This is a genomic window from Allorhizobium sonneratiae, from assembly GCF_023700755.1.
Lineage (GTDB): Bacteria > Pseudomonadota > Alphaproteobacteria > Rhizobiales > Rhizobiaceae > Allorhizobium > Allorhizobium sonneratiae.
The window spans coordinates 72,592-98,837 of record NZ_JAMKOJ010000003.1; the positions used below are offsets into that span (position 1 = coordinate 72,592).

The 26,246-nt window shown below is 58.2% G+C and carries 29 protein-coding genes; 15 read left to right on the forward strand and 14 right to left on the reverse strand.

Features of this window, described 5'->3' with window-relative positions; all coding sequences use genetic code 11:
• Positions 1-5: 5 nt before the first annotated feature.
• From NAC44_RS05965 to NAC44_RS06000, 8 genes are all read right to left on the reverse strand, one after another.
• Entirely contained in the window at positions 6-437 is a 432-nt protein-coding gene (locus NAC44_RS05965) for a Ros/MucR family transcriptional regulator (protein ID WP_250938983.1), read from the reverse strand.
• A gap of 417 nt (positions 438-854) precedes the next feature.
• The gene (gene mnhG, locus NAC44_RS05970; protein WP_250938984.1) at positions 855-1,199 is read right to left on the reverse strand and encodes a monovalent cation/H(+) antiporter subunit G; all 345 of its coding nucleotides are present in this window, start codon (positions 1,197-1,199) and stop codon (positions 855-857) included.
• Positions 1,196-1,612, reverse strand: coding sequence for a cation:proton antiporter (locus NAC44_RS05975; protein WP_250938986.1), 417 nt, complete (start codon positions 1,610-1,612; stop codon positions 1,196-1,198). The genes mnhG and NAC44_RS05975 overlap by 4 nt, the downstream gene beginning before the upstream one ends.
• Positions 1,609-2,082 carry a Na+/H+ antiporter subunit E gene (locus NAC44_RS05980; RefSeq protein ID WP_250938988.1) on the reverse strand — a complete coding sequence of 158 codons (474 nt, stop codon included), beginning with the start codon at positions 2,080-2,082 and terminating at the stop codon, positions 1,609-1,611. The genes NAC44_RS05975 and NAC44_RS05980 overlap by 4 nt, the downstream gene beginning before the upstream one ends.
• A complete protein-coding gene (locus NAC44_RS05985; protein WP_250938990.1) occupies positions 2,079-3,719 on the reverse strand; it encodes a Na+/H+ antiporter subunit D in 1,641 nt (546 codons plus the stop codon). The genes NAC44_RS05980 and NAC44_RS05985 overlap by 4 nt, the downstream gene beginning before the upstream one ends.
• 17 nt (positions 3,720-3,736) lie before the next feature.
• Positions 3,737-4,114 carry a Na+/H+ antiporter subunit C gene (locus tag NAC44_RS05990; protein WP_250938992.1) on the reverse strand — a complete coding sequence of 126 codons (378 nt, stop codon included), beginning with the start codon at positions 4,112-4,114 and terminating at the stop codon, positions 3,737-3,739.
• Complete coding sequence (locus NAC44_RS05995) at positions 4,114-4,533, reverse strand: Na+/H+ antiporter subunit B (protein ID WP_250938994.1); 420 nt, start codon at positions 4,531-4,533, stop codon at positions 4,114-4,116. Before NAC44_RS05995 ends, NAC44_RS05990 begins: the two co-directional genes overlap by 1 nt.
• Positions 4,530-6,902 carry a putative monovalent cation/H+ antiporter subunit A gene (locus NAC44_RS06000; RefSeq protein WP_250939911.1) on the reverse strand — a complete coding sequence of 791 codons (2,373 nt, stop codon included), beginning with the start codon at positions 6,900-6,902 and terminating at the stop codon, positions 4,530-4,532. The genes NAC44_RS05995 and NAC44_RS06000 overlap by 4 nt, the downstream gene beginning before the upstream one ends.
• Before the next feature lie 428 nt (positions 6,903-7,330).
• Between NAC44_RS06000 and msrB the strand changes: the two genes are divergently transcribed.
• Complete coding sequence (gene msrB / locus NAC44_RS06005) at positions 7,331-7,738, forward strand: peptide-methionine (R)-S-oxide reductase MsrB (protein WP_250938996.1); 408 nt, start codon at positions 7,331-7,333, stop codon at positions 7,736-7,738.
• Positions 7,739-7,940: 202 nt separating this feature from the next.
• Here msrB and NAC44_RS06010 read toward each other — a convergent pair whose 3' ends face one another.
• The gene (locus NAC44_RS06010; protein ID WP_250938998.1) at positions 7,941-8,894 is read right to left on the reverse strand and encodes a DUF2336 domain-containing protein; all 954 of its coding nucleotides are present in this window, start codon (positions 8,892-8,894) and stop codon (positions 7,941-7,943) included.
• A 372-nt stretch (positions 8,895-9,266) separates the two neighbouring features.
• Between NAC44_RS06010 and NAC44_RS06015 the strand changes: the two genes are divergently transcribed.
• A complete protein-coding gene (locus NAC44_RS06015) occupies positions 9,267-9,455 on the forward strand; it encodes a hypothetical protein (protein ID WP_250939000.1) in 189 nt (62 codons plus the stop codon).
• A 42-nt stretch (positions 9,456-9,497) separates the two neighbouring features.
• Here the strand turns inward: NAC44_RS06015 and NAC44_RS06020 are convergent, their stop codons facing one another.
• The 3 genes from NAC44_RS06020 to NAC44_RS06030 form a co-directional block, all read right to left on the reverse strand.
• A complete protein-coding gene (locus tag NAC44_RS06020) occupies positions 9,498-10,406 on the reverse strand; it encodes a bestrophin family protein (protein ID WP_250939002.1) in 909 nt (302 codons plus the stop codon).
• 32 nt (positions 10,407-10,438) lie between these two features.
• The gene (locus NAC44_RS06025; RefSeq protein WP_250939004.1) at positions 10,439-11,197 is read right to left on the reverse strand and encodes a polysaccharide deacetylase family protein; all 759 of its coding nucleotides are present in this window, start codon (positions 11,195-11,197) and stop codon (positions 10,439-10,441) included.
• 162 nt (positions 11,198-11,359) lie between these two features.
• Complete coding sequence (locus tag NAC44_RS06030; RefSeq protein ID WP_250939006.1) at positions 11,360-11,635, reverse strand: DUF2798 domain-containing protein; 276 nt, start codon at positions 11,633-11,635, stop codon at positions 11,360-11,362.
• Between the two features lie 126 nt (positions 11,636-11,761).
• Here NAC44_RS06030 and NAC44_RS06035 point away from each other — a divergent pair, with 126 nt between their 5' ends.
• Positions 11,762-12,709, forward strand: a complete 948-nt coding sequence (locus tag NAC44_RS06035; RefSeq protein WP_250939008.1) for a LysR family transcriptional regulator — start codon at positions 11,762-11,764, stop codon at positions 12,707-12,709.
• A gap of 34 nt (positions 12,710-12,743) precedes the next feature.
• On the opposite strand, the gene NAC44_RS06040 is transcribed toward NAC44_RS06035, so the two are convergent.
• Positions 12,744-13,133, reverse strand: coding sequence for a DUF930 domain-containing protein (locus NAC44_RS06040; RefSeq protein ID WP_420839894.1), 390 nt, complete (start codon positions 13,131-13,133; stop codon positions 12,744-12,746).
• On the opposite strand from NAC44_RS06040, the gene NAC44_RS06045 reads away from it, so the two are divergent.
• The 10 genes from NAC44_RS06045 to NAC44_RS06090 all read left to right on the forward strand — a co-directional run bounded on the left by NAC44_RS06045 (position 13,100) and on the right by NAC44_RS06090 (position 23,347).
• The gene (locus NAC44_RS06045; RefSeq protein WP_250939013.1) at positions 13,100-13,339 is read left to right on the forward strand and encodes a hypothetical protein; all 240 of its coding nucleotides are present in this window, start codon (positions 13,100-13,102) and stop codon (positions 13,337-13,339) included. The genes NAC44_RS06040 and NAC44_RS06045 overlap by 34 nt on opposite strands.
• A gap of 119 nt (positions 13,340-13,458) precedes the next feature.
• On the forward strand, positions 13,459-15,585 hold the full coding sequence (locus NAC44_RS06050) for a S9 family peptidase (RefSeq protein ID WP_250939015.1): 2,127 nt from the start codon (positions 13,459-13,461) through the stop codon (positions 15,583-15,585).
• 460 nt (positions 15,586-16,045) lie between these two features.
• Entirely contained in the window at positions 16,046-16,606 is a 561-nt protein-coding gene (locus NAC44_RS06055; RefSeq protein ID WP_250939017.1) for a cytochrome b, read from the forward strand.
• 75 nt (positions 16,607-16,681) lie between these two features.
• Positions 16,682-17,143, forward strand: coding sequence for a YcgN family cysteine cluster protein (locus tag NAC44_RS06060; protein WP_250939019.1), 462 nt, complete (start codon positions 16,682-16,684; stop codon positions 17,141-17,143).
• Between the two features lie 114 nt (positions 17,144-17,257).
• A complete protein-coding gene (locus NAC44_RS06065) occupies positions 17,258-18,340 on the forward strand; it encodes a hypothetical protein (RefSeq protein ID WP_250939021.1) in 1,083 nt (360 codons plus the stop codon).
• Positions 18,341-18,381: 41 nt separating this feature from the next.
• The gene (locus NAC44_RS06070) at positions 18,382-19,494 is read left to right on the forward strand and encodes a hypothetical protein (RefSeq protein WP_250939023.1); all 1,113 of its coding nucleotides are present in this window, start codon (positions 18,382-18,384) and stop codon (positions 19,492-19,494) included.
• Positions 19,495-19,542: 48 nt separating this feature from the next.
• The gene (locus NAC44_RS06075) at positions 19,543-20,607 is read left to right on the forward strand and encodes a hypothetical protein (protein ID WP_250939025.1); all 1,065 of its coding nucleotides are present in this window, start codon (positions 19,543-19,545) and stop codon (positions 20,605-20,607) included.
• Positions 20,608-20,816: 209 nt separating this feature from the next.
• A complete protein-coding gene (locus NAC44_RS06080) occupies positions 20,817-21,167 on the forward strand; it encodes a carboxymuconolactone decarboxylase family protein (RefSeq protein WP_250939027.1) in 351 nt (116 codons plus the stop codon).
• A 182-nt stretch (positions 21,168-21,349) separates the two neighbouring features.
• Positions 21,350-21,853 carry a hypothetical protein gene (locus NAC44_RS06085; protein ID WP_250939029.1) on the forward strand — a complete coding sequence of 168 codons (504 nt, stop codon included), beginning with the start codon at positions 21,350-21,352 and terminating at the stop codon, positions 21,851-21,853.
• 228 nt (positions 21,854-22,081) lie between these two features.
• Entirely contained in the window at positions 22,082-23,347 is a 1,266-nt protein-coding gene (locus NAC44_RS06090; protein ID WP_420839903.1) for a DNA-packaging protein, read from the forward strand.
• 2 nt (positions 23,348-23,349) lie between these two features.
• Here the strand turns inward: NAC44_RS06090 and NAC44_RS06095 are convergent, their stop codons facing one another.
• Positions 23,350-23,490, reverse strand: a complete 141-nt coding sequence (locus NAC44_RS06095; protein ID WP_250939031.1) for a hypothetical protein — start codon at positions 23,488-23,490, stop codon at positions 23,350-23,352.
• Between the two features lie 259 nt (positions 23,491-23,749).
• On the opposite strand from NAC44_RS06095, the gene NAC44_RS06100 reads away from it, so the two are divergent.
• On the forward strand, positions 23,750-24,949 hold the full coding sequence (locus tag NAC44_RS06100; RefSeq protein WP_250939033.1) for a phage portal protein: 1,200 nt from the start codon (positions 23,750-23,752) through the stop codon (positions 24,947-24,949).
• Positions 24,950-24,961: 12 nt separating this feature from the next.
• Positions 24,962-26,230, forward strand: coding sequence for a hypothetical protein (locus tag NAC44_RS06105; RefSeq protein ID WP_250939035.1), 1,269 nt, complete (start codon positions 24,962-24,964; stop codon positions 26,228-26,230).
• Positions 26,231-26,246 lie beyond the last annotated feature (16 nt).

Consider the following 26,246-nt stretch of genomic DNA (forward strand, 5'->3'; position numbering starts at 1 on the left):
TCAGCTTACTTGCCGCGACGGCGGCGCTGGCCGAGGCCCATTTCCTTGGCAAGCCGCGAACGGGCTTCGGCATAGGCAGGCGCGACCATCGGATAGTCAGCCGGCAGATCCCATTTTTCCCGGTATTCTTCGGGGCTGAGGCTGTGATGGGTCATCAGGTGGCGCTTCAGCGACTTGAAGGAGCCGCCGCATTCCAGGCAGATGATCTGCTCGCCCTGAATGGACTTGCGCACCGAAACGGCCGGCTTCTGCTTTTCCAGAGCCGGTGCTGCCGGGGCGGTGGTCGATGTGTTGGAAAGGGCCGAATGCACATCGGAAATCAGATGCGAAATGTCCCCAATTGGCACAACGTGATTGCTGACATAGGCCGCGACAATATCAGCGGTCAGTTCAACAAGCAGATCGTTATCGGACGACCCCATTACCGTATCGTTCATCTTTGTCTCCTGTTCATGGCCTGCTGGGCGATTTTTGCCACCGATCGTCAGCAGATTTGGCTTGAAGACTGATCCTATAGGACAGTCAAATGTAAATGCTCTCGAAAATGACAAGATCATTTTCACAATTATTTTAGAAGCGATAGATTGAAGGTAAGAAACCGGCCACGAGGCCTTTGTTTCATCCGATTGCTATGAAAGGATCTGGGCTGTCATGAACCCGATATCACTGTCACCTCGGCTCTATGCAAATCTCAAATAATTCTTCTGTAGACTTAGCAATATCTTTGCAAATGTCCAGTTCTGTTTTTAACAGAATGCTTGCGCATGTTACAAAGTGCCTTTTCAGGAAGATGAACATATTTCCAGTCTGTATAAGAAATTTGTATTCTGCGTTAACCAGTCCTTAACCATGGCCTACTTCAGATTTTCCTTATCTGAGGCCATTTCGTCTCGCAAACTGGCCTTGGCCATGGGGTACCCAACATGATGTGCGGCCTTGGCCAGCAGATGGGCGGAGACGGGTGCTGTCAGTACAAAGAAGAAAAAACCTGCTATCGAGCGTGCAAATACAGCCATTTCTGCAGAATTCAAGCCTACAGCCAGCAATAATAATCCCGAGCCGACAGTTCCAGCCTTGGAGGCCGCATGCATGCGCGTATAGAGATCCGGCAGTCGGTTAATGCCAATGGCGGCAACAACCGCAAAGAAAGACCCGGCAAGGATTAAAACAGAAACGGTGGCAGATAAAAGCAAGCTCATCGATCTGTCTCCTTTTGGGACAGGTTGTTTTGCTGTTTCATGCGGCGTTGGCGTTTTTCATTGCGTAACTTTTCCACAGTGAATTGTTTTTCTACCGCCTGTCTGGCCGGTTCGGTCTCGGGTGATTCGCCGATCACTCCCCGTACCAGAATGAAACGGGCGAAGGCGACCGTGCTCAAAAAACCGACGAGACCAAGAGAGATGGCGATGTCGATATAGAGTGTGTAACCGGTGCGGATCGCGAAAACCGCGATGAAGCCGATGACAATGGCGACCAGCATGTCGAGCGCCACCACCCGGTCCGGCAGGGTGGGGCCAAGCATGACGCGCAGCACGGTGAGAAAGAATGCCACCGACAACAGCACCAGTCCGATGGTGGTGGAGATATCGATCAGGCTCTGGCCGGTGATCATGCGAAAGCCTCCTTGATCTTGCGCTCGAAGCCTTCGGCAATGCTTTTGCGCGCGGCATCGGGATCGTCGCAATCCAGCGCATGGATATAAAGCGTCTTGCGGTCTTCAGAAACATCCACCGAAAGGGTTCCCGGCGTCAGCGTGATCAGATTGGCCAGAAGCGCAATTTCGAAATCCCGTGTCAGGGTGAGACGATAGGCGAAGATCCCCGGTTTGATGTCGAGGTCCGGGGTCAGCGACAGCACCGTCACCGTCCAGGCCGATTTGGCCAGTTCGGCGAGGAACAGGCCGAAAAGACCGGTCAGCCGTCTGACGCGCCCGAGATAGCTGACGCCGTTGATCTGTTCGCGCAAAAGCCACACGACGGCGAGCGAGACGAAAAAGCCGAGCAGCAGATTGTGAAATGTGGCGCTTCCGCTGACCGCAACCCAGATGACGGCCATCAGCAGATTGACGATCAGAAGGATCATGGCTGTGCTCCCGCAGGAAAGACCGAACTGATATAGGCATGCGGGTCGATCAGCCCCAGGGCCGCCGTTTGCGCAAGATCGATGATGCGCTCGGGAAACAGGCCGAAACCAAGCACAAAGGCAGCAATGAGGCTGATTGCGGCCATGGTCATGCGTGAGGGGTTGTGGCCCGCGGCAAGTCCTGGAACGCTGGGCCCTGGAACGGAGGCCTTTGCCGCAGCCGTTTTGTCTGTGAAGGACATGTCTTCGGATGGTTCTGGTCGCCAGAAGGCCAGAAGATAAAGCCTTGCAAGGGTCAGCGTGGTCAAAAATCCTGCCAGCAGCAGAAAGGCGGCCAGCCAGCCATGGCCGGTATCGAGGGCGGCCTTGACCAGAATGGCTTTCGGCCAGAAGCCGGAAAAAGGCGGCAGGCCGCTTGCTGCGAAAAACAGGGCCAGCGCCAGATAGGAAAAGACCGGAGCACGCCGGTAAAGCCCGCCCATCCTTGCAAGATCGAAGCTTTGCGCCATGCGCCCCGCCTGACCCACGACGAAGTAAAGCCCTCCCATCAGCAGGATGGAGTGCAGCGCGTAAAGAATGGCCCCGCTGAGGCCCTCGACACCGCCAATGGCAATGCCGGCAAGGCAATTGCCGATGCCGGCAATGACGATAAAGCCCATGAGCCTGCGGCTGTCGGATTGCGCCAGTCCACCCAAAGCGCCGAAGATCATCGTGGCGGCCGCGACCACGGCGATCAACCCCGTCAGCCCGTTATATTCAAACGGAAGCAGCATGACGAGCACGCGCAGAAGGCTGTAGACGCCGACCTTGGTCAACAGCGCGGCAAACAGACCGGCAACGGTCATATAGGGTGTGTGATAGGCGGCAGGCAGCCAGAAATTCACCGGGAAGGCGGCCGCCTTCATGGCGAAGGCCAGCGCAAACAGGCAGGCCAGCGTCATCATCGGCGCATCCGCCCGGACCGTTTCGGCCTTGCGGGCAATATCGGCCATGTTGAGCGTGCCGAAAATGGCGTAAAGATAACCGATCGCCATCAGAAACAATGTCGTCGCCAGCAGGTTCAGCACCGCATATTTCAACGCTCCGTCGATCTGCTCGCGCTCTGAACCGAGGATCAAAAGGCCGAAAGAGGCAATCAGCAGCACCTCGAACCAGACATAGAGGTTAAAGATGTCGCCGGTCAGAAAGGCACCGGAAACACCGGCCATCAGCACCATCAGCAGCGGGTAGAAGCCATAGCGACGTCCCGATGTGCTGATATTGCCATCGGCATGCAGCGCTGCGGCAAGGGCTGCAATGGCCGCGCTCAGCGCAAACAGCGTGCCGGTGAGATCGGCGGTGAAGGCAATACCGAAGGGCGGTCTCCATTTCCCCATCACCACCGTTACCGGTCCGTGCAGCCAGACCTCGACCAGAAGCCGCGCCTCGACGAGGATCAGGAACAGGATGGTGATGAGCGCCAGCGGCTGATGGCGCTCGGTTCGCTCGCGCAGCACCATCATCAGGGCGGCGACCAGCAGAGGAATGGCCACTGGCAGGATTGGCAGCCAGCCGACAAGACCGGGGGCTGTCTGCACATGCGCATGGGCAAGGGCATTTGCAAGATCGGCGGCAGGGAGTGCGTTGGGAGAGGCCATTCTGTCGCGCTGCTCTTTCAGTAATCCAAGGGAGGCATTGGCGGGTTTTCCGGCTCCGCCAGTCGCATGCCGTCGGTATCGTCAGTGCCGAGATCCTGATAGGCGCGGTAGGCCAGCACCAGCAGAAAGGCGAAGAAGGAAAAGGAAATAACGATGGCCGTCAGGATCAGCGCCTGCGGCAGGGGATTGGCCGCCGTCATCGCCAGACTGTCCTGACCAGCGGGAATGATCGGCGGCGTTGCCCGCGTCAGCCGTCCGGCAGTAAACAGGCCGAGATTGACGGCATTGCCCAAAAGCACGATGCCGAGCAGCATGCGCACGACATGGCGCGACATGATCAGATAGAAGGCGGCGGCAGCAAACAGCCCGACCAGCAAGGAAAACACGGCTTCCATCAGCCATCCTCCCGTTCGGCCAGCGCCAGCGCAATCGACGTGATCGCGCCGGTCACCACCAGATAGACGCCGAGATCGAAACTGGTAACGGTGGCAAGCGGCACCTCCACGCCAAACAGCCGCGGATAGATCCACAGCGCCGTCATGAAAGGCACATCGGCAAAGGCAGAGACAAAGCCGGAGAGGCAGGCAATCAGCAGGCCCGCACCTGCCACCGACAAAGGATGGATGCGCAGCGCGCGGCGCACCGCCTGCACGCCGAAGGCCATGCCGTAGATGGAAAAGCCAGCCGCCGCAATCAGCCCGCCGATGAAGCCGCCGCCCGGCTCGTTATGGCCGCGCAACAGCACGAAGAGCGAAAACATCAGCATCAGCGCGGTGATGAAGGGGGCAAGCGTGCGGAAAATCAGCGTGTTCATGCCATCTCTCCCGGTTTTGCCGCATCCGCCGGCCTTTCGGATTTCGCTGGCCTTGCCGCCCGGATACGGATCAGCGCCAGTATGGCAAGCCCTGTCACCATGACGACGGAGATTTCACCCAGCGTATCGACGCCGCGGAAATCGACGATAATGACATTCACCACATTGCTGCCATGGGCGATGACCTTGGAATACTGATTAAAAAATTCCGTCAGTTCCGGGTTGAACGGCAATTGCGTCACCTTGGTCAGCATCAGCGTGACACCTGCGGCGCAGGCAATCGCCACGCTTGCGTCGAGCAGCACCTGCGGCAGGGGCCGACGGTCGCTTGGATGCAGCTTCAGCCGGGTCATCACCAGCGCCAGAATGACCACCGACAGCGTCTCGATCATGAACTGGGTGAAGGACAGATCGGGCGCACCGAACAGAAGGAAGATCACCGATATGGCAAAGCCCTGAATGCCGAGCGAGACGATGGCCGTCAACCGGTTGTCGGCCGCCAGAACGGCATAAAGCCCGGCCACGGCAATGGCGAGAAAGGCCGCTTCCGGCAGCGTGATCGACAGCGGTCCATGCGGCAGATGCGGCCCCTCGCCATAAAGCGCCATGGGCAGCAGAAAGGCGAGCGCCACGATGATCAGGCTGACGGTGACATAGACATCGAGCCGTCCGCCATGAATGACGCGGGTGATGCGGAAGGCGACCCGCACAAGGGCGGCGACAAGATGGTCGAATCCGCGATCCGGCCCCGGTCCCAATGCCTCGATCAGTTTTGTCAGTCCGGTTCTGACCGGGGGCAGGGCGAGGTACATGACAAAGCCGAAGGCAAAGGTGATCAGAGACAGGCCAAGCGGCAGGCCGATATGCGGAATGAGTGAAGCTTCCGGCACACGGGCGCTACCGGCCACGGCGCTGGCCATGGGGGCTGCGATCAGGCGGATGAAGCCTGAGGAAAACAGGGCAAAGCCAAGGCCGAACACGCCAAGCAGCAAGGGGCCGAGCCAGAGGCCGAACGGCCCTTCATGCGCCTCTTTCGGGGTTTTCTGCTGCGGGCCAAAAAACGGTTTGATGGCAAGGATCAGCCCGGTGGTCATCATCAGGCCGTTGCCGATCACGGCAATAAGAGTAAACAGGATCGAGCGCAGATCGCCATGCACGAGCGCTGCGTAAATCTCTTCCTTGGCGAGAAAGCCGATGAAGGGCGGCAGGCCCGCCATCGACAGCCCACCGCAAAGGGCGGCAAGAAACGTCAGCGGCATCGCCTTACAAAGCCCGCCAAGCCGGGTGTAATCGCGCGTGCCCGCTTCATGGTCGAGACTGCCAGCGACCATGAACAGCCCGCCTTTGAACAGGCTATGGGCGATCAGATACAGCACCGCGGCACTGATCGCATGTTCCGAGCCGAAGCCGGTCAGCATCACCATCAGCCCGAGCGAGGCGACGGTGGTATAGGCCAGCACCTGTTTCAGATCCGTCTGGGCAAGCGCCATGACCGAGCCTGCCACCAGCGTGACACCACCGAAAAACGGCAGCAGGATTTCCCAGGCCGGTGTCCCGCCCAGAACCGGCTGCAGGCGCATCAGAAGATAGACGCCTGCCTTCACCATGGTGGCCGAATGCAGATAGGCCGACACCGGCGTTGGCGCTTCCATGGCGTTGGGCAGCCAGACATGGAAGGGAAATTGCGCCGATTTGGTGAAGGCGCCGCCGAGAATAAGCAGCAAGGCGGCCAGATAGAAGGGGCTTGCACCAAGGTGGTTTTCGCTGTGCAGCAGAAGCGAAAATGTGGCAATGCCAGACATGTCCCACAGCATCAGAAGACCGGCCAGAAGCAGAAGCCCGCCGCCGCCGGTGATCACCAGCGCCTGCAGGGCGGCACGGCGCGCGGCCTGTCGCTCATGATCGAAGCCGATCAGCAGGAAGGAGGTGATCGAGGTCAGCTCCCAGTAGACAAAAAGCATGAGGAAACTGTCGGAAACGACGAGACCGAGCATCGAGCCCATGAACAGCAGCAGGAAGGCCATGAAACGGCCCTGCTGTGGATGGCCCTTCATATAGGCCCCGGCATAAAGCACGATGAGAAAGCCGATGCCGGTGACCAGCAGCGCGAAGGTCAAGGACAGGCCGTCAAGAAACCAGGAGAAGCTGACATTGAGGCTCGGCACCCAGACATAACCGCCGGTGACGATGCCGCCACTGGCAATCTCCGGCACGAGACGCAGAAAATGCAGGAAGGCGGCAAACGGTGCGAGAGCCAGACCCCATGCGGCCCTGTGTCCCAACCGTGCTGTCAGGGGAGCCGCAAGCGCGGCTGCGATGAAGTGCAAAAACAGCATCACCAGTGTCAGGCTCGCCTCATCCGCGATCATCATGTCTCCCTTGCCGGCAACCGCTCGCTTGTTGCCCGTTGAACCTTTCCCCTGAAGGGGTCTCCTTGCCGCTCCAAAACCGGCATTCTCACGCCCTGCAGTCTCAAGCCATGGCAGCTTGTGACGCTTTTTAAAGACCGGCACAAGCACAAACCGGTTTCTCTCAGGGTTATGTTGATGCAAATCGGTGCCTGTCGCGGGCAGAAGAGGCCGAAAACCGCTGGTCTTTGTCGCAAATTCTGACGCACGCTTAAAATTCTGCATGAACTTGGGCATGGAGGGGGTAAAACACAAGATCAGGATGGTGTTTCTGGCGATTTATCCAAGAGAAATCCGGCTTGTTCCGGCCATAGTTTATCCTATGTATAGTCTGCGCCTTCAGCCGGCAGGTGAGGGCGCGACGCGGCAAAAGCGCAGGAGGATGTGCGATGAGCGAGGACAAATCCGTAACGATGAGCCTGAGCGATGCCGAATGGCGGGAGCGTTTGACGCCGGAACAATACCGCATTCTGCGTGAGCATGGCACCGAACGCGCCTTTACCGGCCCTTACTGGGACAGTCATGAGCATGGGCTTTATCGTTGTGCCGGCTGCGGCAGCGAACTCTTTTATTCTGACACCAAATTTGATGCCGGCTGTGGCTGGCCGAGCTATTTTGAGCCGGTGAAACCCGATGCCGTGACCGAACATCGTGATGCTTCCTACGGTATGGTGCGCACGGAAATCCGCTGCGCCACCTGTGGCGGTCATCTGGGTCACGTCTTTCCCGATGGGCCGAAGCCGACAGGATTGCGCTATTGCATCAATGGTTATGCCATGGTGTTTGAGCCAGGCTGAGCAAGGCCTTGCCTTTGTGCCCTGTCACGGCACCCCGCCTGTGGTAGGGCCGTCGCAAACATGATGTATATGGCGCTCACAGCGGCTGAGTCATTTTATTCATCAACCGTTTCCGATGAAGGGAATGATTGTTTATAGCGTTTCCGTGAAACATGGAAACGCTATAAACTTTTGTTTTTATTTATTTTTCTTGTTCAATGCTCTAGCCCGTCTGCGCCGCCGGTTTCGCCAGTGCTGGTCCCTTGTGCTGAAATGTGTAGCTGTCGGCCCTTTGCCAGGCCTGAAGCCGTTCAGCGCAATCGCGGCCGTCAAGGGAGGCAATCAGGCGCGCCAGCCTTGGTTCGCCCTGGTCTTTCTCTGTCAGTTCCGGATAAAAACGCGGCAGAATGAAAATGATGTCCTGCAGCGCCATGGCAAGCCCCATCAGGGCTGTGGCGAGCTGACGACCGGAGGGATCGGCCAGGATGCGTTCGGCCAGAAAGCGGCTTGCGCCCAGCGCATCGGCAAGCGCCGTGATAAAGCCTGCGACATGGCCCTCTCGGGCAAAACGCACCAGAAGCGCCGTCTGAAGCTCCGTGATCCGGCTCAGGCCGAGCCGGTCATCGTCCGGTCGGTGCAGATGGCGATCCAGCGCCTTGATCGCCTGGCGCAAACTTTCCTCGCGGGCAAGGCGTTGCTTTTCAGAGATGGTGTTCGCCTTTGGTGTCGGCTTCTGAGGGGAGGGTTCTGTCGCGCGCACAGGGATGCGTCTGTCGGGCGCTTCGGTCAGGTCGCCGCCATCCTCTTCCCGCTTCATTGCCAAAGGTGTGACGAAGCGCAGGCCCGCCAGCGCATCGATCACGATTGGCGAGAGGTTTTCCCGCGCGGCGATGGCTTTGGCATGCTCCTTCCCTTGCGTCCTGGCGATAGTGATCAGCATGTCCTCGGTGAGGCAGGGAGAGGCGACAAGAAAGGGAGCTGCGACATGGGCAGGCTGGCAGGCAATGAAAAAGGCAATGCTTTTCGGCACATGCGGGGAGCGTGACAGGGCCGAGACCGCTTCGCGCCGTGCCTCGGGCGATGAGGATTGAAACAGCGGCTGGAACAATATGGCAAACTGCTTCAGATCGTCCTTGCGGGGATGATCCAGACTTTCGAAACTCGATACCGTGGCCATCAGCACCACGTCCTTTTTTCTGCCGATCCTTGGGTTTTCCAAAGCTCTGAATTGATGCTCCACGACATTACCCATACCAACGCAATACGAATTATTTCAAATTAGAGTGTAATCGTTAGCAAGCCATTAACCATCGGGGATGTTTAATAAGCAAAGCCGCATAAATGCGTATATCTTTACATATGCAGGCTCGTGAATGCAGAGGGGGTATTGTCCAGCGGCAGTAACCCCTTGGAGAAAGATGCAAAATGCCCTGTTGCATGCTCTTTTAAAGGGCTGGCGGGGATGCGTCGGCCCCAGGCGGGGCAGGGTGAGATCCGTCTCTTCATCCGTCTCATAATCCGCGTCGGGCATCGGGTTTTGGAGAAGAGCATGGCTGAGATCGTCAAGTTGAAAGACCATCAGGAAGCACGGGTGCCAAAGACTGTGGGCAGGCCCGTGGAAGCGCGCATCCTGTTGTTTACCGGCGTGCGCTATATGCGAGAACCGCGGCTGATCGGTGCGCCCGCCTTGACCGGGAGAGTGACGCCACCGCAAGATCGCCACCCTTACGAAGGATAAGGGTCTGGTTCTCCTGTGCGTTTATAAAAATCAAAGCTCTCTTTACAACAATACATTGCGATAGGGTTGTGGCGTTTCCGGCAGATCCGTATCGCCAAGCGCTTCCTTCAGGCTGATCTCGATCGACGTTGCAATGGCACCAATCGGCAGATCATTGGGCAGTATGCCGAAAGGCTCTTCCAGCTCGTCTCCCAGCGCATCGAGGCCGAAAAACGTGTAGGCCATCAGCCCGCTTGCCAAAGGCGTCAGCCATCCAAGAATATCGTCGAAGCCGAAGGGCAGGAGCAGGCAGAAGATAACGGCCGTGCGATGCACAAGCAGCGTATAGGCAAAGGGAACCGGCGTGCTGCGAATGCGCTCGCAGGCGCCCTGCACCGCAGCCATTTCCTCCAGACGCAGATCGAACATCGCAAGTTCCACATCGCTGAGCGCGTCCTTTGCCCTGAGACCGGCAAGAAGGCTGCCAGCCCGGCGCAATATCAGGTCCGGCACATTCCGGCTTGTCGCTATCGCCTCCGGGTTCAGCGTGTTGAATGCGGCGACGTGTTTGTCCTCGGGTCTGAGATGGCTGACGAGCGCATGGGCAAAATCGACGATCGACAGCAGCAGCTCGCGTTTTTCACGGGCGAGGTTGCGGGCATCGAAAAGGGCCGTCTGACGGGCCAGCCCGCGGGCGGAGATCAGCAATTGGCCCCATTGCTTGCGGCCCTCCCACCAGCGGTCGTAACAGGCATTGTTGCGAAAGCCGAGAAAGATGGACAGCGTCACCCCCATCAGGGCCAGCGGTCCGCCGCTGAAGCTCGGCACATAGGCCGGAGCATAACGATGCGCGGCCACCACCAGCGCGGAAAGCCCCGTGACAAACAGCACCCGCATCAGAATTTTGGGCACAATGGAGCCGCGCAGGATAAAGAACAGCAGCAAAGGGCCGGGACGATCACGGACAATCATGCGGTCTTCTCTCAATCAAAAGATGCGGTTCGTCAATTCATCGGTTTGACCGGGGTAGGCGGTGCAACCGCTCCCTCGTTCAGATGTACGAAGACCACGCCGCGAGCCTTGAGCGCCTTCAACCCCGCCGACACGCCTTCACCGGCGGCGTGGGTGGGCTGATTGATATGGGCAATCAGCACATCGCCGTTTTTTGCGCGCAGAAACTGCTGCTCGGCCTGTTTCGCTCCCAGCAGCGAGCCGGAATCGCCATTGATCGAGAAGCCGCCGATCTCGTAGCCCATGCGGCGGATTTCAGCCATGGCGGAGGGGGAATATTTGGCGGTCGCATCGCGATACCATTTGGGGGATGGAAACCCGGCGGCGATGATGGCGGCTTTGCCGCCTTCTACTTCCTTTGCCACCGCTTCAGGCGATCCGGCAGAGGGGATGCCATAGACCTTTGTCGGATAATCGACAGCGGGAATATGGTTTTGTCCGTGATTTTCCACCTCGAACAGGTCCGGCCGGCTTTTCAGAATGGCAACTGCCTGCGGATTGGTCCTGATCCAGCGGGCGGTGACGAAAATCGTCGCCTTGATATTGTCATTCACCAGCGTGTCGAGAATGCGCATATCCGTCCGGCCCATGCAGGCATCAAGCGTCACGGCCACATGCGGCGGCCCGCTTTTGGCCCGCGGCACATGCAGAACCGGCTCGACCAGCCCGTCTTTGGCCGCTTCGGCAAAAGGGGCGCACTGGAAAAAGGTGAAAGCCGTAAGGCTTGCAAGAACAGGCAGGAAAAGGCGCATGAGAAACCGTTGCTTCATCGAATCATGGTGACTGGAACATCGAAACCTTGAGATGATCTGTCCAGACGGCAAAGGCAACGGTCATCAGATCCGCCGTCACCGTCATGGTTTTCGCTGCGATGCTCTTTCTCAGAATGCGATGAAGCCTGATTGCGGTTTATATCAGGCTGGTGGATGCACCAGAAGTGCAGTCAGACGCGCGACAATCGGACGCACCATGAAGACGGCCAGAAATGCCATTGGCATGGCTGTCTGCCAGGAGCGCCAGATACGCAGTGCCAGATCCTCAGTAATGCCGCCATTGACCGAGGCAATGGCCGCACACATGATCCAGGCCATCAAAAAGGCTGTCAAAAAGGCGGAAACCACCGGTGAAGACTTATGATGCAGCTTGTACCGCCGCTGCGCCCGAGACGATTGTTCTGGTGATTCGGTCATGACATATCCCCCTGTCGATCACTGATATGTGATATGATGCCGTCAGGTGAGAGAAGACGGTAGAGGGCTTGAACCTTTAACACTCTTAAGTCAGACTTATGAATAAACGGGGTCTGTCGATAGATAATGGACAATCTGCGCGGGATAGATAGTTTCATCAAGGCTGTCGAGGGGGGCAGTATCGCCGCCGCTGCCCGGCAATTGGGCATTACGGCAGCCGCCGCCAGCCAGAACATTGCCCGGCTGGAACAGGCACTGGGCACCCGGTTGCTGGTGCGCACCACCCGCCGTCTGGCATTGACGGAAGCAGGCAGGATTTATTTCGAGCGGGTGCGTCAGGTCATAACCGATCTCGATCTGGCACAGGCTGCGCTTGCCTGCCTGAACGAGCGACCGCAGGGCCGTTTGCGGGTTGCCTCATCCGCGGCCTTCGGCAGGCATGTGATTGCCCCTGTTCTCAAAGGCTTTTCCACGCTTTATCCGGATGTGTCCGTGGAGCTTGTTCTGGGGGATGAGTCCTTCGACCATATTCGTGACGACATCGACGTCAGCATCCGGTTTTATCCGCCCTCGGGTTCCGGCCTGATCACGCGGCGTCTCGGTTCGGTGCCAATCGTTATCTGCGCTTCGCCGGATTATCTGGCAAGACGCGGCACGCCGCGCGAGCCGGAGGAGTTGAAGCATCATGACTGCCTGCTGTTTCGCACCCCCTTCAATGGCCGTTTGCTGCCCTGGGGTTTTTTGCGCAATGGGTTGCGCTTCGAGCCCGATCTGCACGTGTCGATCATCTGCAACGATATCGACGCACTGGCGCATATGACCCTTGCGGGAGCAGGCATTTCGCGACTTGGTGCTTTCATTGCCCGCGATCTGGTTGAACAGGGCAGGCTGGTGGCGCTTTTTGCCACGGGCATGGCCCTAAGCGGGGCAGAAGCCGATCCTGAACCTCTTGATTTTCACATCTTCGTTCAGGAACGGCAGGCCATGCTGCCGAAAGTCCGGTTGTTCATTGACTATATTGCCGATCAATGGCGCCAGCATCCGGTTTGGCCCTTAGGACCCCGCCAGGGGTAAAGACGCTCAGCTCCCCGTCAGGATCATCATCACTTCAATTATAAAGATAATACTGTTTCCATTTCGATTTCGGCACCATCGGACCAATCTGATACGTAAAGTGCTTGATATCGAGATGTTGGTTGCCGGTCTCGCAGCTGTATTTCAGGTGATACCATTCTTCGCGGCTGCGAAACACAGCGCCGGGTGCACTCAGCTTATTGCCGGAGGCGTGAGTCTGGGAAAAGGTATAGGCAATCACCTTGTCCGGGCGGAATGTCTTGTTGTCCTTGGCAATCCGGCTCATGGCCTCCATGTCGCAGCGCTGTTCCAGTCTTTCGCCGGGGGAGAGTGCCTTTAACTGCCGGATCGTGGCGCTATCGAGCGCATGGGCTGCAGGAACGAACATTAATGGCAAAGCAAAACCTAAAACAGCACGTCGCATTGAAAAGCACCTCATCATTCACAATCCGCCGAAATCTATTGGTTCAGGCAGAGGTGTGCCAGCAACGAATGCGTGAAACTGCCGCTTGTAAACAGGACATGGACAGAGCGGCATTTCACCAGGCAGGGCTGGCCGGTGGTGAAAACGGCTTTTCTCTTGAACCGCATGGCAAGCCTGATTATTTCTCAAGCCAGATGTCTGCCTGATCCGGTGGAGGAGGTGTATATGCCTGTTCTGCCGTCGCCAGTCCGATTTGTTCCTGCATCGCTTGTTCGCACGCGAAGACAATCCCGTCCGGGCCGATGCGCAAGACAGTGAGAGAGCCTTGACCTCGTCCAACGCAAAATCCCCGTTTTCCGGTCTTCCCACCCCGCCGAAAGCCGCCCAAAAGCCGCAGAGCGATACGCGCCACGGCATCACCCGCAGAGATGATTACGCATGGTTGCGGGCTGACAACTGGCAGCAGATGTTCAAGGATACCTCGATCCTTGATCCGGAGATCCGCCGTCTGCTGGAGGCGGAAAATGCCTATATGGACGCGGCCATGGCCGATACGGGCAATTTGCAAAAGCAGCTTTTTGCCGAGATGAAGGGCCGGATCAAGGAGGATGACAGTTCCATTCCCGTGAAGGACGGCCCCTTTGCCTATGGTTCGGCCTATGTGACGGGCGGCGAACAGCCACGCTATTTCCGCATTCCCCGCGACGGCGATGGGCAGGATGAAAGCCTGCGCGACATACTGCTTGATGGCGACAGGGAGGCGGCGGGCAAGGATTATTTCCGCCTCACCGGCATCGACAATTCCAATGATCATCGCCTTGGCATCTGGGGCTATGACGACAAGGGGTCTGAATATTTCACCCTGCGCATCCGCGATCTTGAAACGAAGCAAGACCTGCCGGATGTTTTGGAAAACACCGCTGGCGGCGGCGTCTGGGCGCCGGATGGCAAGAGCTTTTTCTATACGCTGCAGGATGAGAACCACCGGCCGTCCAAGGTGTTCCATCATGTCATCGGCGAACCGCAATCGTCTGACCGGCTGGTTTACGAGGAAAAGGACCCCGGCTTTTTCATGGGCGTCGGCGGTTCGCTGCTGGATGACTTTATCTATATCGACATTCACGATCACGAGACCTCGGAATACCGGCTGATTCCCACCGGCAACCTGCTGGCCAAACCCCAATTGGTGGCCGAGCGTGAAGAGGGCGTGGAATATTCCATGACCGAGGGCGGCGATGTCTTCTACATCCTCACCAATGACGGTGGCGCCAAGGATTTCAAGATCATGGAAGCGCCGGTTTCGGCGCCGGGCAAGGACAACTGGAAAGAGGTCGTGCCGCATGAGCCGGGCCGCCTCATTCTCTCACATATGGCCTTTGCCCGCCATCTCGTCTGGCTGGAGCGGCGCGAGGGTCTGCCGGTCATCATGATTCGCGACCGCAAGAGCGGTGAGGATCATGCGATTGCCTTCAGGGAGGAGGCCTATTCGCTCGGCCTGCATGGCGCGGCCGAATATGACACCGATGTCATCCGCTTCTCCTATTCCTCGATGACGACGCCAAGCCAGCTTTTCGATTACAATATGGCGACGCGTGAGCGCGTTTTGCTGAAAACGCAGGAGGTTCCCTCTGGCCACACGCCAGGAGATTATGTCACCCGCCGCATTTTCGCCAAGGCGCATGATGGCGAGGATGTGCCGGTGACGCTGCTTTACCGCAAGGATGTGGCGCTGGACGGCTCTGCTCCCTGCCTGCTTTACGGCTATGGCGCTTACGGCATCACCATTCCGGCGGGCTTCAATACCTCCTGCCTGTCGCTGGTTGATCGCGGCTTCGTCTATGCCATTGCCCATATCCGCGGCGGCAAGGACAAGGGTTTTCAGTGGTACGAAGACGGCAAGATGGAGAAGAAGGTCAATACGTTCAAAGACTTCATCGCCGTTGCCGATCATCTGGTCAAAGAGCGTTTCACCTCGTATGCAAATATTGTCGCCGAAGGCGGCTCTGCCGGTGGCATGCTGATGGGGGCGGTTGCCAATATGGCGCCGGACAAATTCGGCGGCATCATCGCCGCCGTGCCCTTTGTCGATGTGCTGAACACCATGCTGGACGATACTCTGCCGCTCACCCCACCGGAATGGCCGGAATGGGGCAATCCGATCCTGTCGGCAGACGAATATCGCTGGATTGCCGCCTACAGCCCCTATGACAATGTCGAGGCAAAACCCTATCCGCCAATGCTGGTGCTCTCCGGGCTCACTGATCCGCGCGTCACCTATTGGGAGCCGACCAAGTGGGTGGCAAAGCTGCGCGAAAAGAGCCCGGAGGCCGGGCCATACCTCCTTAAAACCAACATGGCTGCCGGTCATGGCGGCAAATCAGGCCGGTTCCAGCGGTTGGAAGAGGTGGCTTTTGAATATGCCTTCGCGGTGAAGGTGGCGAGAAAGATGTAAGAAGAAGGCCATTCGCCTCGGAGAGGCGGGTATAGCTGGTCTTTGATAGAAAAAAACAGTTTGCAGTGAAAATCGACTGCAAACTGTTTTTTTATGATTTTTCCTATGCTGGATTATATTGAGGAGAGAGAAAATATACTTGATGCTTAGCCCTGTTTTAAAAATAAAGGATGGGCGTCTTCAAGACATGAGGTGAATTGTCATGTTTAATTTTTTAAGTGACAAAGTAGAGGATTTGGAAGCCATAAGATGAAATTATTGTAATACATGATTTTTGTCGTGTTTTCGTCTTCCGTTGTCGGTAGGGAGCCTGTTATCAGGTGATCGACCTTTTTGTGCGGTGCACATTCCCAGTTTCCGGGTCCTCGCTCACCTGACGGCCCTGTGTTTTTCTGCGCGCATTTGCCCGCCAGGGAAAGCCTGAGTCCACGGTTTGAAATTCTAACGGAGTGTCATCCGCATGACGGATATCATCAATGGCCTTGCCGTCCAAACCCATCGGCAGCGTTACAATAGCGGTATGATCTGGCTGCATTGGTCGACGGTTATTCTGGTGCTGACCTTGTTTGGCACGGCAGAGGTCTGGGACTTTTATGATCATGGCAGCGATGTTCGCGCCGTTCTTCATACCGTACATATTGCCGCAGGCATTTGTCTGGCGGCGGTTTTCATTCTGCGCGTCCTGTGGCGCTTGATCAGTCTGAAGAACCTGCCGGAAGACGAGCCTGGTCTGATGGGGCTTGCGGCCAAAGCGGCGCATTACGCTCTTTATCTGGCGCTGGCCGGGCAGGTCTGTCTAGGCTTTGCCCTGCGCTTTTCTCAGGGCAGGGATGTGCCGTTTTTCAATCTCTTCGCCATTCCGCGGTTGATCGATATCTCCCGGGATTATCGTCATGCGATCGGTGAATTGCACAATGTGCTGGCTTGGGCGATTATCGCCGTGTCGGCGATCCATGCCTGCGCGGCCATTTTCCATCATGTCGTGCTCAAGGATGGCGTGCTGAAGAAAATGCTGCCCTGACAGGTGAAGACCGCTGTGGACTTGCGTTGCGCCTGCCGGAGCGGTTAAAGCGGGTTTTTACCGGCGGGATAAAGTATGATGGCAGAGCCTTTCTGGAAGACCAAACGCCTCGCTCAGATGAGCAACGAGGAGTGGGAAAGCCTGTGCGACGGCTGCGGGCTCTGTTGTCTCAACAAGCTGGAAGACTGGGATACGGGCGAGGTGGTCTTCACCTCGGTCGCCTGTCGGCTTCTGGATGGGCAAAGCTGTCGCTGCAAGGATTACCCCAACCGTCAGGCCACCGTGCCTGATTGCATTCAGTTGACGCCCGATCAGGTCGATACGATCGGCTGGCTGCCGCCAAGCTGCGCCTATCGTCTGGTTGCTGACGGGCATGATCTTTACTGGTGGCATCCACTCGTCTCCGGCGATGCCGACACCGTGCATCAGGCCGGGATTTCCGCCAGGGGCCGGACGATCAGTGAGGCCGATGTCGAGGTCACCGATTTTGAAGACTATATCTGCGACTGGCCGTTGACGGTGCTCGATCCGAGCTAAGGATCCTTCTTCTCTCCCATTTCGCGCAAGTTATGGCCGTTATGCTATACATTATAGCAATGGTCGCGATCCATTGCTGCCGGCTATCTTGCGAAAATCGAATACGATAAAGGGATGAGCATGGACAACGGGATTTCCTCGACCAGGCATACGGCTGAGATGCGGATGCCGTCCGACGATGAGGTGACAAGCTTCATGGATGCGCTTTCGCTGGAGGATAATCCCGAGCGCATTCAGCGTCTGGCAATGGAATTTCTGGTGCATATTCCAATTGAGCGCCGTCTGGCGATTGCCTCGGCGCTCGCCTTTGCCAATCCGTTTTTTCTGCCGGATATGGATCCCGACAGTGCGCGCAGTCTGGGGATTGACATTGAGCAGTTCGCTGAGCTGACCATGCGGGCGAAGCTGACTGCGAAACAGGCGCGGCAACCCAATATTCTTCTGGCCTGTGCACCGAAATCGGCCTCGACCTTCATTTCAGGGGCGCTGGCGGACGCCATGAATGTGCCGCGTGTCAATCTGAGTACGCCCTGCCACTCGGCCATGTCCAGTTCCGTTTTGGGGGCCAATCTGCGCTCGCAGGAAATGGATGATCTGGCCTTGATTCGCAATGGCCTCAACCGCCGTGGGTATGTGGCGCAACATCATGTGCGCTGCACGCCTTTTCTGGCGCAGCAGATCCGCATCTATAATCTCAAGGTGATCGTCACCATCCGTAATTTCTTCGATTCACTCGTGAGCATGGACGATATGGTGACGGAGTGGCGGGGAGATAGTCTGCCGGTCAATCAGCGATTTTTCGATGATGGACTGCCAGCCGGCTATGAGCGTCTGCCCTTTGAGGAGCGGCTGGAGATCCTCGTCGATGTTCATGCGGCCTGGTATGCGCAGTTTCTGGTCAGTTGGAAGAAGTGCGAGGCTTTTGGTCTGGTTGCGCCGCTTTGGATTTCCTATGAGCATGATTTTCAGGGCGACAAGGCGGTACTGGCTGAGCGGATCAGCGCCTTTATCGGTTGCGATGACTGCAAGGTCGAGCGTCTTGCCGAAGCATTGCAGAGCAAGGAAAAAGCAAAAGCCTTGCGACTGAATAAGGGCATTGCCGGGCGCGGTCGTGTGGTTCCAGACGCCATCCGTGATCGGGCCACGGCGCTGTTGCGGCGTTATCAGGACGATTGCGATCTATCCCTGCTTGTCTGACACTGGGGTGAAGAGGGCGTATCTGGATCATAAATGGTGTTGTGACGATGTCAGTGGCAGTGGCGGACTGGACCGAAATTAAGGATTTCATTCATCAAAACGCATCCAGTCCCGATCTGGCGGCCGTGCGCAACAGTTTTAGCGATTTTCTGTCCCGGACCGCCCCGCAGGACGTTTTCAAGGTTGCGGGATTTCTGTCGCTCGCCCATCCGTTTTATCTGCCGCCGGTGGACAAGGCGACGGCGGATGCACTCACATTGACGCTGACGCAGTTTGGCGAATTGCTGATGCGTGCGCGCCTGACCGCAGCCAAAGCGGAGCAGCCGAGAGTGCTGGTGGCGTGCATGCCGAAATCGGCTTCGACATTCGTAACCAATTGTCTGCAACAGGTGATGGGTGTTCCCAATGTCGCGCTGATGGGGGCAAGCCTGACCCGCCAGCCTCTGCATTCCATGGGCATCACCCTGCGCGAACAGGAGACCGATGAGCTGGCCCTGATCCAGCATGGCTGCAACGGCGTGGGTTATGTGGCCCAGCATCATGTGCGCTGTACGCCCTATCTGTGTCACCAGCTGGAGATGTATGGGATCCGGCCTGTGGTCACGTATCGCAATGTGTTTGATTCCTTCGTCAGCCTTGATGAGATGCTGGTCGGCAATCGCAGGCGGCTGTCGGAGAATTTTACGACGGATGCGCTTTATTTCGACGACGGCATGCCGGACACCTATGCCGATCTCGACGACGAGACGCGCTATATGCTGCTGGTGGACCGGCAGGTGGCCTGGTATCTGCAGTTTTTCCTGAGCTGGAAACGGTGTGAGGCGCTTGGTCTGGTCGCGCCGCTCTGGGTGTCCTATGAGCAGGATTTTCTTCAGAACCGGCAGGGACTTGCCTTGAGGTTGGCGAATTTTATCGGCACGCAGCATGTCCGGCCCGAGGCACTGCTTGATGTGCTGGCCCGCAATGGGGGCGAAAAGACGGACCGCTTCAACAAGGGGGTGACGGGACGCGGCCGACGGCTGCCGGAAAGCGTCAGGGCCCGCATTCGTGCCGCATTCGAACCCTATCGGCAGGATTTTGATTTCTCCGGTATTCTTCCGGATGACGAGGCGCTTCAGCGCCCCTCAAGCGCCTCCGCAGAATGCGTTTTGTAAAATGCAGGAGCGCTGTGGGGCTGCGACAAAAGAGTGAAAGCAAACATTATGGTGGATACTGTAACGCATCTCTCCCAGATCGAGGATTTCATCACCAATGCCTGTGGTGTTCCCGATCTGCAATGGGTGAAGGAAAAATACGACGCCTTTCTTCTTGGCAGCAACCCGGAAGATGCCTTTCGTCTTGCCAGCATTCTGTCGCTGTCTCATCCGTTTTACGTGCCGGAGATGGGGGAGGAGTCTGCCAAAAATCTTGAGCTCACCCAGGTGCAGCTGGGGGAAGCGGTCATGCGGGCGCGGCTGACGGCATCGAGATCGGCGCAGACCAATATTCTCGTGGCCGCCCTGCCGAAATCTGCCTCCACCTTCATCAGCACCAGCCTGCGAAAAGCGCTTGATCTGCCGAATGTGGTGCTGATGGCGCCGAGTCTTCTGGCGCAGCCGCCCTTTTCCATGGGCATCTGGCTTCGGGAACAGGAGACGGATGAACTGGCCCTGATGGTGCATGGGCTGAACCGCACCGGCTATGTGGCCCAGCATCACATCCGCTGCACGCCCTATCTCTGTCGCCAGATGGCGCTTTACAATATCCGCCCGATTGTCACCTATCGCAATGTCTTCGATTCACTGGTCAGCTATGACGACATGCGCCGCGCCGACCGTGAGAGCTGGCTGTCCAATCTCAAGGGTGACGATATCTATCTGGTGGATGGCCTGCCGGACAATTATAACGATCTCGACGATGAAACCCGGCTGAACCTGATGGTGGCGCGCGAAGCGGCCTGGTATCTGGAATTTTACATGAGCTGGAAGGTCTGCGAGCGGCAGGGTCTGGTGAAGCCACTTTGGGTGTCTTACGAGAAGGATTTTCTTGCCTCCAAGCAGGTGTTGGCCGAACGCATGGCCGAATTTCTCAAGCCGCGTGAGATCGATGCCAAAAAGCTTGCTGCCCAGTTCGAGGACAAGGAATCGGCTCGTGACGCCCGCTTCAACAAAGGAGTGAAGGGCCGAGGCAAGGGTCTGCCGGACAGTGCAAAGGAGATTGTCCGCAAGGTTTTTGAGCCTTATTGCGCGCAGTTTGATTTTTCTGAAATTCTTCCTGATGTGTTTTGAGTGATAGAACTATAATTTCCTGCTTTATATTTGATCATTGGCAGGTCTTTTGGGATTTTTTAGCTCGTTTTACATCTTAATGATCCAGAGGCTGGTTTGATAAACGTCAAGCCAGCCTGTTCTATTTTGTCGCAGCCCTCTCAATCTCTCTTGCAAAGAGAAAATTTCATTATACAAATATATATATTGTTTTTTGAGAGAGGCCGACCATGAGCAAATCCTATCCCGATATCACCCGCCGCATCACCGGTCACATGCGCAGTCTGCGCAAGGATATTCCCGATGTGATGCAGGGCTTTGGCGCCCTGGCACAGGGAGCAACCAAGGACAATGCGCTGGACAAGAAGACCAAGGAGATGATTGCCCTTGGTATCGCCATTGCCACCCGTTGCGATGGCTGCATTGGCTTTCACACCGAAGCGCTGGTGAAACTGAAGACGACGCGGGCGGAATTTACCGAGGCACTCGGCTTGGCGATCTATATGGGCGGCGGGCCGTCCGTCATGTATGCGGCGGACGCCATGGGCGCCTGGGAGCAGTTTGGTGGCGCTGCGGAATAAGAAAAAAATCTTATGATAAGAAAATAGTCCTTGACGGCGTCACGGTGGTTTGGTAGCTTTTGTCTACGGTCGCAGAACTGGGCGGGTTGATCCGGCAGGGGTTGTGACACAACTGCATAACCGTTTGAAGATAACGCAAGGTCCGGTTTTACCCGGGCCTTTTTTGTTGCGGGAAAGCGCTCATGGAGACTATGTCGCTCGATCTTTATGGCTGCTGGCCGCTGCCGGCGATGCCGGAAGACAAGGCCGTTCTCGTCTGTGACCTTCTGGAGCGCAAGGCTGTGGACATGGTTGTGCTGACGGATCATTTCGCCAGCCTTCTCAATGAGCTGACACGGGAAATGCAGGCACAGTTCGAGCAGTTTCGCGCGCTGCGGCAAACGGCGGAAGCGCTGATCGACGGCGTCGACGAGGCCGCCGCCAAGCTGGCACGCGCCGATCTCAAGACCGCCACCGAGGCCATGTCGGTGATTGTGCGCACGCTGGAAAAGATCGACAGCCTGCAACGGCAATTGCGCCGCGACCGGCAGGAGGCCGAGGAGCGTCATGAGGATCAGGCGGGCTTTGCCGAGGCTGAGGCACGGCTTCTTGCCTTGATCGACCGCCAGGCCGAGACCCGCGCCCGGCTCATGCTGGAGGCATGGAAGGCCAAGGACGCCATGCCCGGCACGGGGCCGCCGGGCTGATTGTATCGCTCCCATTGGCCGTAAAATAGGAAAAGTGTCATCGTGCGCAGGAAGACGGATCGTCTGTTGTCGAGTGCCGCCCGCAGCAGTCTTGTCGCGGCGCTGTCGAAAGACGCGCAGGTTCTGGACCGTCTCGGTCAGGACCTTATCGAGGTGAAGACGGCAGCGGACAGGCTTTTGGCAGCGGTTTCGACCGCGGCAAAGGCCGAGCGTCAAGATGGCGTCGAACTGGCGCAAGAGGAGGGATGGCTTGCCGGGCTACACCCCCTCCTGCTCAACCGGCTTGCCCGGTCCTGGCCGTTGATCCGCCATCCCTTGCAGGCGCCGCCTCAGGGCGTGTGGCGCAACTGGCTGATCATGGGCGGGCGTGGCTCCGGCAAGACGCGGGCCGGGGCCGAATGGGTGCATGCCATCGCCTCTGCCCAGGACAGATCCGATCTGCGCATTGCCCTTATCGGCGAAACGCTGGGCGATGCCCGCGAGGTGATGGTGGATGGTCTCTCCGGCATTGCCCGCATTGCCCGTCACAAGCGGCCGGAGGTGGAAATTTCCCGCCGCCGTCTGGTCTGGCCGAACGGGACGGTGGCACAGCTGTTTTCCGCCGAAGACCCGGAAAGCCTGCGCGGTCCGCAATTTCATTATGCCTGGTGCGACGAGATCGCCAAATGGAAATATGGCACGGAAACCTTTGACATGCTGCAGTTTGCTCTGAGGCTGGGCGACGATCCGCGTCAGGTGATCACCACGACGCCGCGCCCGGTGCCGATCCTCAAACGGTTGCTTGCCGATCCCGGCACGCGGCTTGCGCGTCTGTCCACCCATGCCAATGCCGGCAATCTCGCGCCCGGGTTTATTGCGGCGCTGGAAAGCCGCTATGGCGGCACACGGCTTGGGCGGCAGGAGCTGGATGGCGAACTGATCGAGGATCGCGAGGATGCGCTCTGGCGGCGCGAGCGACTAGAAGAGCTGACGGTGAAGCGGCATGAGCCGCTCTCGCGCATCGTCATTGCCGTCGATCCGCCATCGGGCTCAGGGCCGCAATCCTGCTGCGGCATCGTTGCGGCTGGTATGGATGGTGCCGGACGTGCCGTGGTGCTGGCCGATTGTTCGGTGACGGGCGAAAGCCCGGCGGGCTGGGCAAAGGCGGTGGTGCGTGCCTATCGCCGCTTCGAGGCGGACCGGGTGGTGGCGGAAATCAATCAGGGCGGCGATATGGTCGCCTCTTTGCTGAAGGGCATCGAGGCCAGCCTGCCGCTGAAACTGGTGCGGGCGACACGGGGGAAATTCCTGCGCGCCGAGCCGGTGGCGGCCCTCTATGAACAGGGCCGCGTGTTGCACGCGGCCCGTTTTGTCGAGCTGGAAGACCAGATGTGCGATTTCGGCCCTGATGGCCTCTCCTCAGGCCGCTCGCCCGACCGGCTGGATGCATTGGTCTGGGCCCTGACGGCGCTGATGCTCGAAGGCTCGGCAGAGCCGCGCATCCGCAATTTATGAGATTATTTCGTGCTCGTCGCGGGCTGAGCCGGCTGGCGCACCTGCCGCCATTCGGACTCCAGACGCTCAACGATATGTGCCGGAATGGTCCGGCTGGTTTCAGCAAGTGTCTGGCTTGCGGTCTTGTTGCTCTTTGCGTCCATATCCTGTCTCCATTCATAGAGATTGGCTGTGTTTTGCTCTGACGAGCTGCAATCTATTGCAATGCACCCAAACTCGCGATGAACGGGAAAGTTCCACAGGATTAAACAATTGTAAAGGCTGTGGAACAGATGTTCAAACGATTGAAATTGCTTTAACCGATTTAAAAATCACAATTTTTTTGTGTATCGAGGCCGCTTTCCGGTCCTGCCCGCTCGAGGCTCAGGGCAAGGGACCGTTTTGCCATCAGAGGAGACCATCATGTTTTCATCGCTTCGCCGTTCTGTCCGGCGGGCTGTTGCCGCACGTCCGGATGAGGCCAAGGCAGCCCAGCCCCTGCGCGGCACGCTCGCCATGCTGCTGTCGGCTGCCGGTGGGCGGGGCATTGGCCGTGGTTATGGGGCGCTGTCGCGGGCGGGCTTCATGGACAATCCCATCGCCTATCGTGCCGTGCGGCTTTTATCCGAAACTGGTGCTGCCGTGCCGGTTCTCGCCTACGAGGGCGCGCGTGAGCTGACGGACCATCCGGCGCTCGATCTTCTGGCGCGCCCGAATGGCCGCATGACGGGACCGGATTTTCTCGAAACGCTTTATGGCCATCTGCTTTTGTCCGGCAATGCCTATCTGGAGCCGCTCTGGCTTGGCGGACGGTTGATGGAGCTGCATCTGTTGCGGCCCGACCGGGTGAGTGTGGTGGCCGGGCCGGATGGCTGGCCGCAGGCCTTTGACTATCGCGCTGCCGGTGGGCTTCGCGTCATTCCCGCCGAGGGCGAGCCGCTGCCGCTGTTGCATATGCGGTTGTTTCACCCGCTCGATGACGATCAGGGCTATGCGCCGCTTGCTGCCGCCGCCCAGGCGCTGGCGCTGCACAATGCCAGCGCCCGCTGGAACAAGGGGCTGCTCGACAATTCCGCCCGGCCCTCCGGGGCGCTGGTCTATCAGCCGAAAGAGGGCGGTAATCTTTCGCCTGACCAGTATGACCGGCTGAAACAGGAACTGGAACAGGGCTATGCCGGTCCCTTGCAGGCGGGCCGCCCGCTGCTGCTCGAGGGCGGGCTGGACTGGAAGGCGATGAGCCTCACGCCCCGCGACATGGATTTTGCCGAAGCGCGCAATGGTGCTGCCCGCGACATTGCGCTTTCGCTCGGCGTGCCGCCCATGCTGCTCGGCATTCCCGGCGACAATACCTATGCCAATTATCAGGAAGCCAACCGCGCCTTCTATCGCCTGACCGTGCTGCCGATGATCCGCCGGACGCTGGCAAGCCTGTCGCAATTCTTCTCCGATGCCTATGGCGAAACTCTCAACCTCGAACCCGATCTCGATCAGGTCGAGGGGCTCTCATCCGAACGCGATGCGCTGTGGACCCGGATCGGCAATGCCAGCTTCCTGAGTGACGACGAAAAACGCGAGGCCGTGGGCTATCAGCCGAGAGAGTATGAAGACAATACAGAGGTTTAGCGGATCGTCATCATGTCGTTTTTCAAGAACCATGACGGAGGGCAAGCGCTGGGCGAATGGGCCGATGCGTCCGGCATCTGGTCCAATCTCGATGATGTGACGGTGCCGGGTGTGTATCACGGGGTCAGATGTCGCAACGCGCCGTTTGTCACGGCGCGCCCCTTGTCTGTCGAGGTCATTCAGGATGACAGAAACGGGCCACAAACGATTCAAAAACTTGGCTTTTGTGGTGGCGACAGGCTGTGGCACAGGCGAAAGCGCGGGCGTGGTTGGCAGCGCTGGCAGCCCGTCGCCACCTTTGCTACGCCCCGGCATTTCGGGGCGGGGATGGCTGGTGGCAGTGGTTATTCGGAATGTTCGGCGTCGCCGACCCTCTCATCGCCCTGCCGCCGTCTCCCCTGCGGGGTGAGAGATGGCGGCAGGCACCAGAGTGACGTTGAAAATGATGAATCATTTTATCAAACGGAAGCGCTAAGCCTCTGGCTGAACAGCGATTATCCGCTGTTGCTCGATGGCTGGTACCGGCTGGACACGCCGCTCGTGGTCGATCTGGCCGGGCGTCCGGGTCTCAGTCTCTCAGGGTTCGGTGCCGGGCGCAGCGGCTTTCTGCTTGCGGGCAATGCGGGGCTGACGATCCGTGGCGGGCGGGATGGCGCTTCTGATGTCATGCTTGAGCATATCGGTTTTGCCACGGACAACCGCCATCGCGGGCCGGAGGCGGCCTGTCTTTCCCTGCACGGCCTCGGCACGGCGCTTCTGCGGGATGTGACCGGCAGCGGCGGGCGTTTCGCCTATGCGGGCGATTTCATCCGCGCTTCGAATGCTGGCGGGCATCTGCGCTTCGAGGCCTGCCGGGCGGCGCATTTTGCCCGTGGTTTCGTCGTCGAAACCATGCGGGGCGGCGTTCCGCTGGAGGTGGCGGAAGGCTGCCATTTTCGCGATTGCGCGGCGCTGGCCGTCGATTGCGGTTTTGCCGTCTCGGGGGATGGCGGGGTCACGCTAGAGACTTGTCAGACGACGTTTCGCAAGACGGGGCTTCTGGCTTTTGAGGCCGGCGAGGTGCAGGCTTTGCGCAATCGGTTCACCGCTCATGGCGAGCAGGATTTCTGCCGGGCGATAGCGCTGGAAGGCAAGGCGGAGACCGCCGCGACGGTTTTCAGCGACAATATCATCCGGCTCGATGGCGGCCTCGGCGACAGCCGTATCGCCATCGATCTGCCGCCGCATTTTGCCGGAATCGTCCGGGGCAACCGGCAAAGCGGCGAAACGCTTTACCACTGAACTATCAACAGCATCA

Excerpts from the sequence above, each read along its gene's own strand:
- NAC44_RS06010 (WP_250938998.1), bottom strand. The coding sequence starts at position 8,894 with ATGGCCACGGTATCGAGTTTCGAAAGTCTGGATCATCCCCGCAAGGAC.
- NAC44_RS06055 (WP_250939017.1), top strand. The coding sequence starts at position 16,046 with ATGACGGATATCATCAATGGCCTTGCCGTCCAAACCCATCGGCAGCGT.
- NAC44_RS06035 (WP_250939008.1), top strand. The coding sequence starts at position 11,762 with ATGGACAATCTGCGCGGGATAGATAGTTTCATCAAGGCTGTCGAGGGG.
- NAC44_RS05995 (WP_250938994.1), bottom strand. The coding sequence starts at position 4,533 with ATGAACACGCTGATTTTCCGCACGCTTGCCCCCTTCATCACCGCGCTG.
- NAC44_RS06000 (WP_250939911.1), bottom strand. The coding sequence starts at position 6,902 with ATGATCGCGGATGAGGCGAGCCTGACACTGGTGATGCTGTTTTTGCAC.
- NAC44_RS06105 (WP_250939035.1), top strand. The coding sequence starts at position 24,962 with ATGTCGTTTTTCAAGAACCATGACGGAGGGCAAGCGCTGGGCGAATGG.
- NAC44_RS06040 (WP_420839894.1), bottom strand. The coding sequence starts at position 13,133 with ATGCGACGTGCTGTTTTAGGTTTTGCTTTGCCATTAATGTTCGTTCCT.
- NAC44_RS06015 (WP_250939000.1), top strand. The coding sequence starts at position 9,267 with ATGGCTGAGATCGTCAAGTTGAAAGACCATCAGGAAGCACGGGTGCCA.
- NAC44_RS06085 (WP_250939029.1), top strand. The coding sequence starts at position 21,350 with ATGGAGACTATGTCGCTCGATCTTTATGGCTGCTGGCCGCTGCCGGCG.
- NAC44_RS06080 (WP_250939027.1), top strand. The coding sequence starts at position 20,817 with ATGAGCAAATCCTATCCCGATATCACCCGCCGCATCACCGGTCACATG.
- NAC44_RS05980 (WP_250938988.1), bottom strand. The coding sequence starts at position 2,082 with ATGATCCTTCTGATCGTCAATCTGCTGATGGCCGTCATCTGGGTTGCG.
- NAC44_RS06025 (WP_250939004.1), bottom strand. The coding sequence starts at position 11,197 with ATGCGCCTTTTCCTGCCTGTTCTTGCAAGCCTTACGGCTTTCACCTTT.
- msrB (WP_250938996.1), top strand. The coding sequence starts at position 7,331 with ATGAGCGAGGACAAATCCGTAACGATGAGCCTGAGCGATGCCGAATGG.
- NAC44_RS05975 (WP_250938986.1), bottom strand. The coding sequence starts at position 1,612 with ATGATCACCGGCCAGAGCCTGATCGATATCTCCACCACCATCGGACTG.
- NAC44_RS06020 (WP_250939002.1), bottom strand. The coding sequence starts at position 10,406 with ATGATTGTCCGTGATCGTCCCGGCCCTTTGCTGCTGTTCTTTATCCTG.
- NAC44_RS06095 (WP_250939031.1), bottom strand. The coding sequence starts at position 23,490 with ATGGACGCAAAGAGCAACAAGACCGCAAGCCAGACACTTGCTGAAACC.
- NAC44_RS06060 (WP_250939019.1), top strand. The coding sequence starts at position 16,682 with ATGATGGCAGAGCCTTTCTGGAAGACCAAACGCCTCGCTCAGATGAGC.
- NAC44_RS05965 (WP_250938983.1), bottom strand. The coding sequence starts at position 437 with ATGAACGATACGGTAATGGGGTCGTCCGATAACGATCTGCTTGTTGAA.
- NAC44_RS06045 (WP_250939013.1), top strand. The coding sequence starts at position 13,100 with ATGGCAAAGCAAAACCTAAAACAGCACGTCGCATTGAAAAGCACCTCA.
- NAC44_RS05990 (WP_250938992.1), bottom strand. The coding sequence starts at position 4,114 with ATGGAAGCCGTGTTTTCCTTGCTGGTCGGGCTGTTTGCTGCCGCCGCC.
- NAC44_RS06100 (WP_250939033.1), top strand. The coding sequence starts at position 23,750 with ATGTTTTCATCGCTTCGCCGTTCTGTCCGGCGGGCTGTTGCCGCACGT.
- NAC44_RS06075 (WP_250939025.1), top strand. The coding sequence starts at position 19,543 with ATGGTGGATACTGTAACGCATCTCTCCCAGATCGAGGATTTCATCACC.
- NAC44_RS05985 (WP_250938990.1), bottom strand. The coding sequence starts at position 3,719 with ATGGCCTCTCCCAACGCACTCCCTGCCGCCGATCTTGCAAATGCCCTT.
- NAC44_RS06065 (WP_250939021.1), top strand. The coding sequence starts at position 17,258 with ATGAGCATGGACAACGGGATTTCCTCGACCAGGCATACGGCTGAGATG.
- mnhG (WP_250938984.1), bottom strand. The coding sequence starts at position 1,199 with ATGAGCTTGCTTTTATCTGCCACCGTTTCTGTTTTAATCCTTGCCGGG.
- NAC44_RS06030 (WP_250939006.1), bottom strand. The coding sequence starts at position 11,635 with ATGACCGAATCACCAGAACAATCGTCTCGGGCGCAGCGGCGGTACAAG.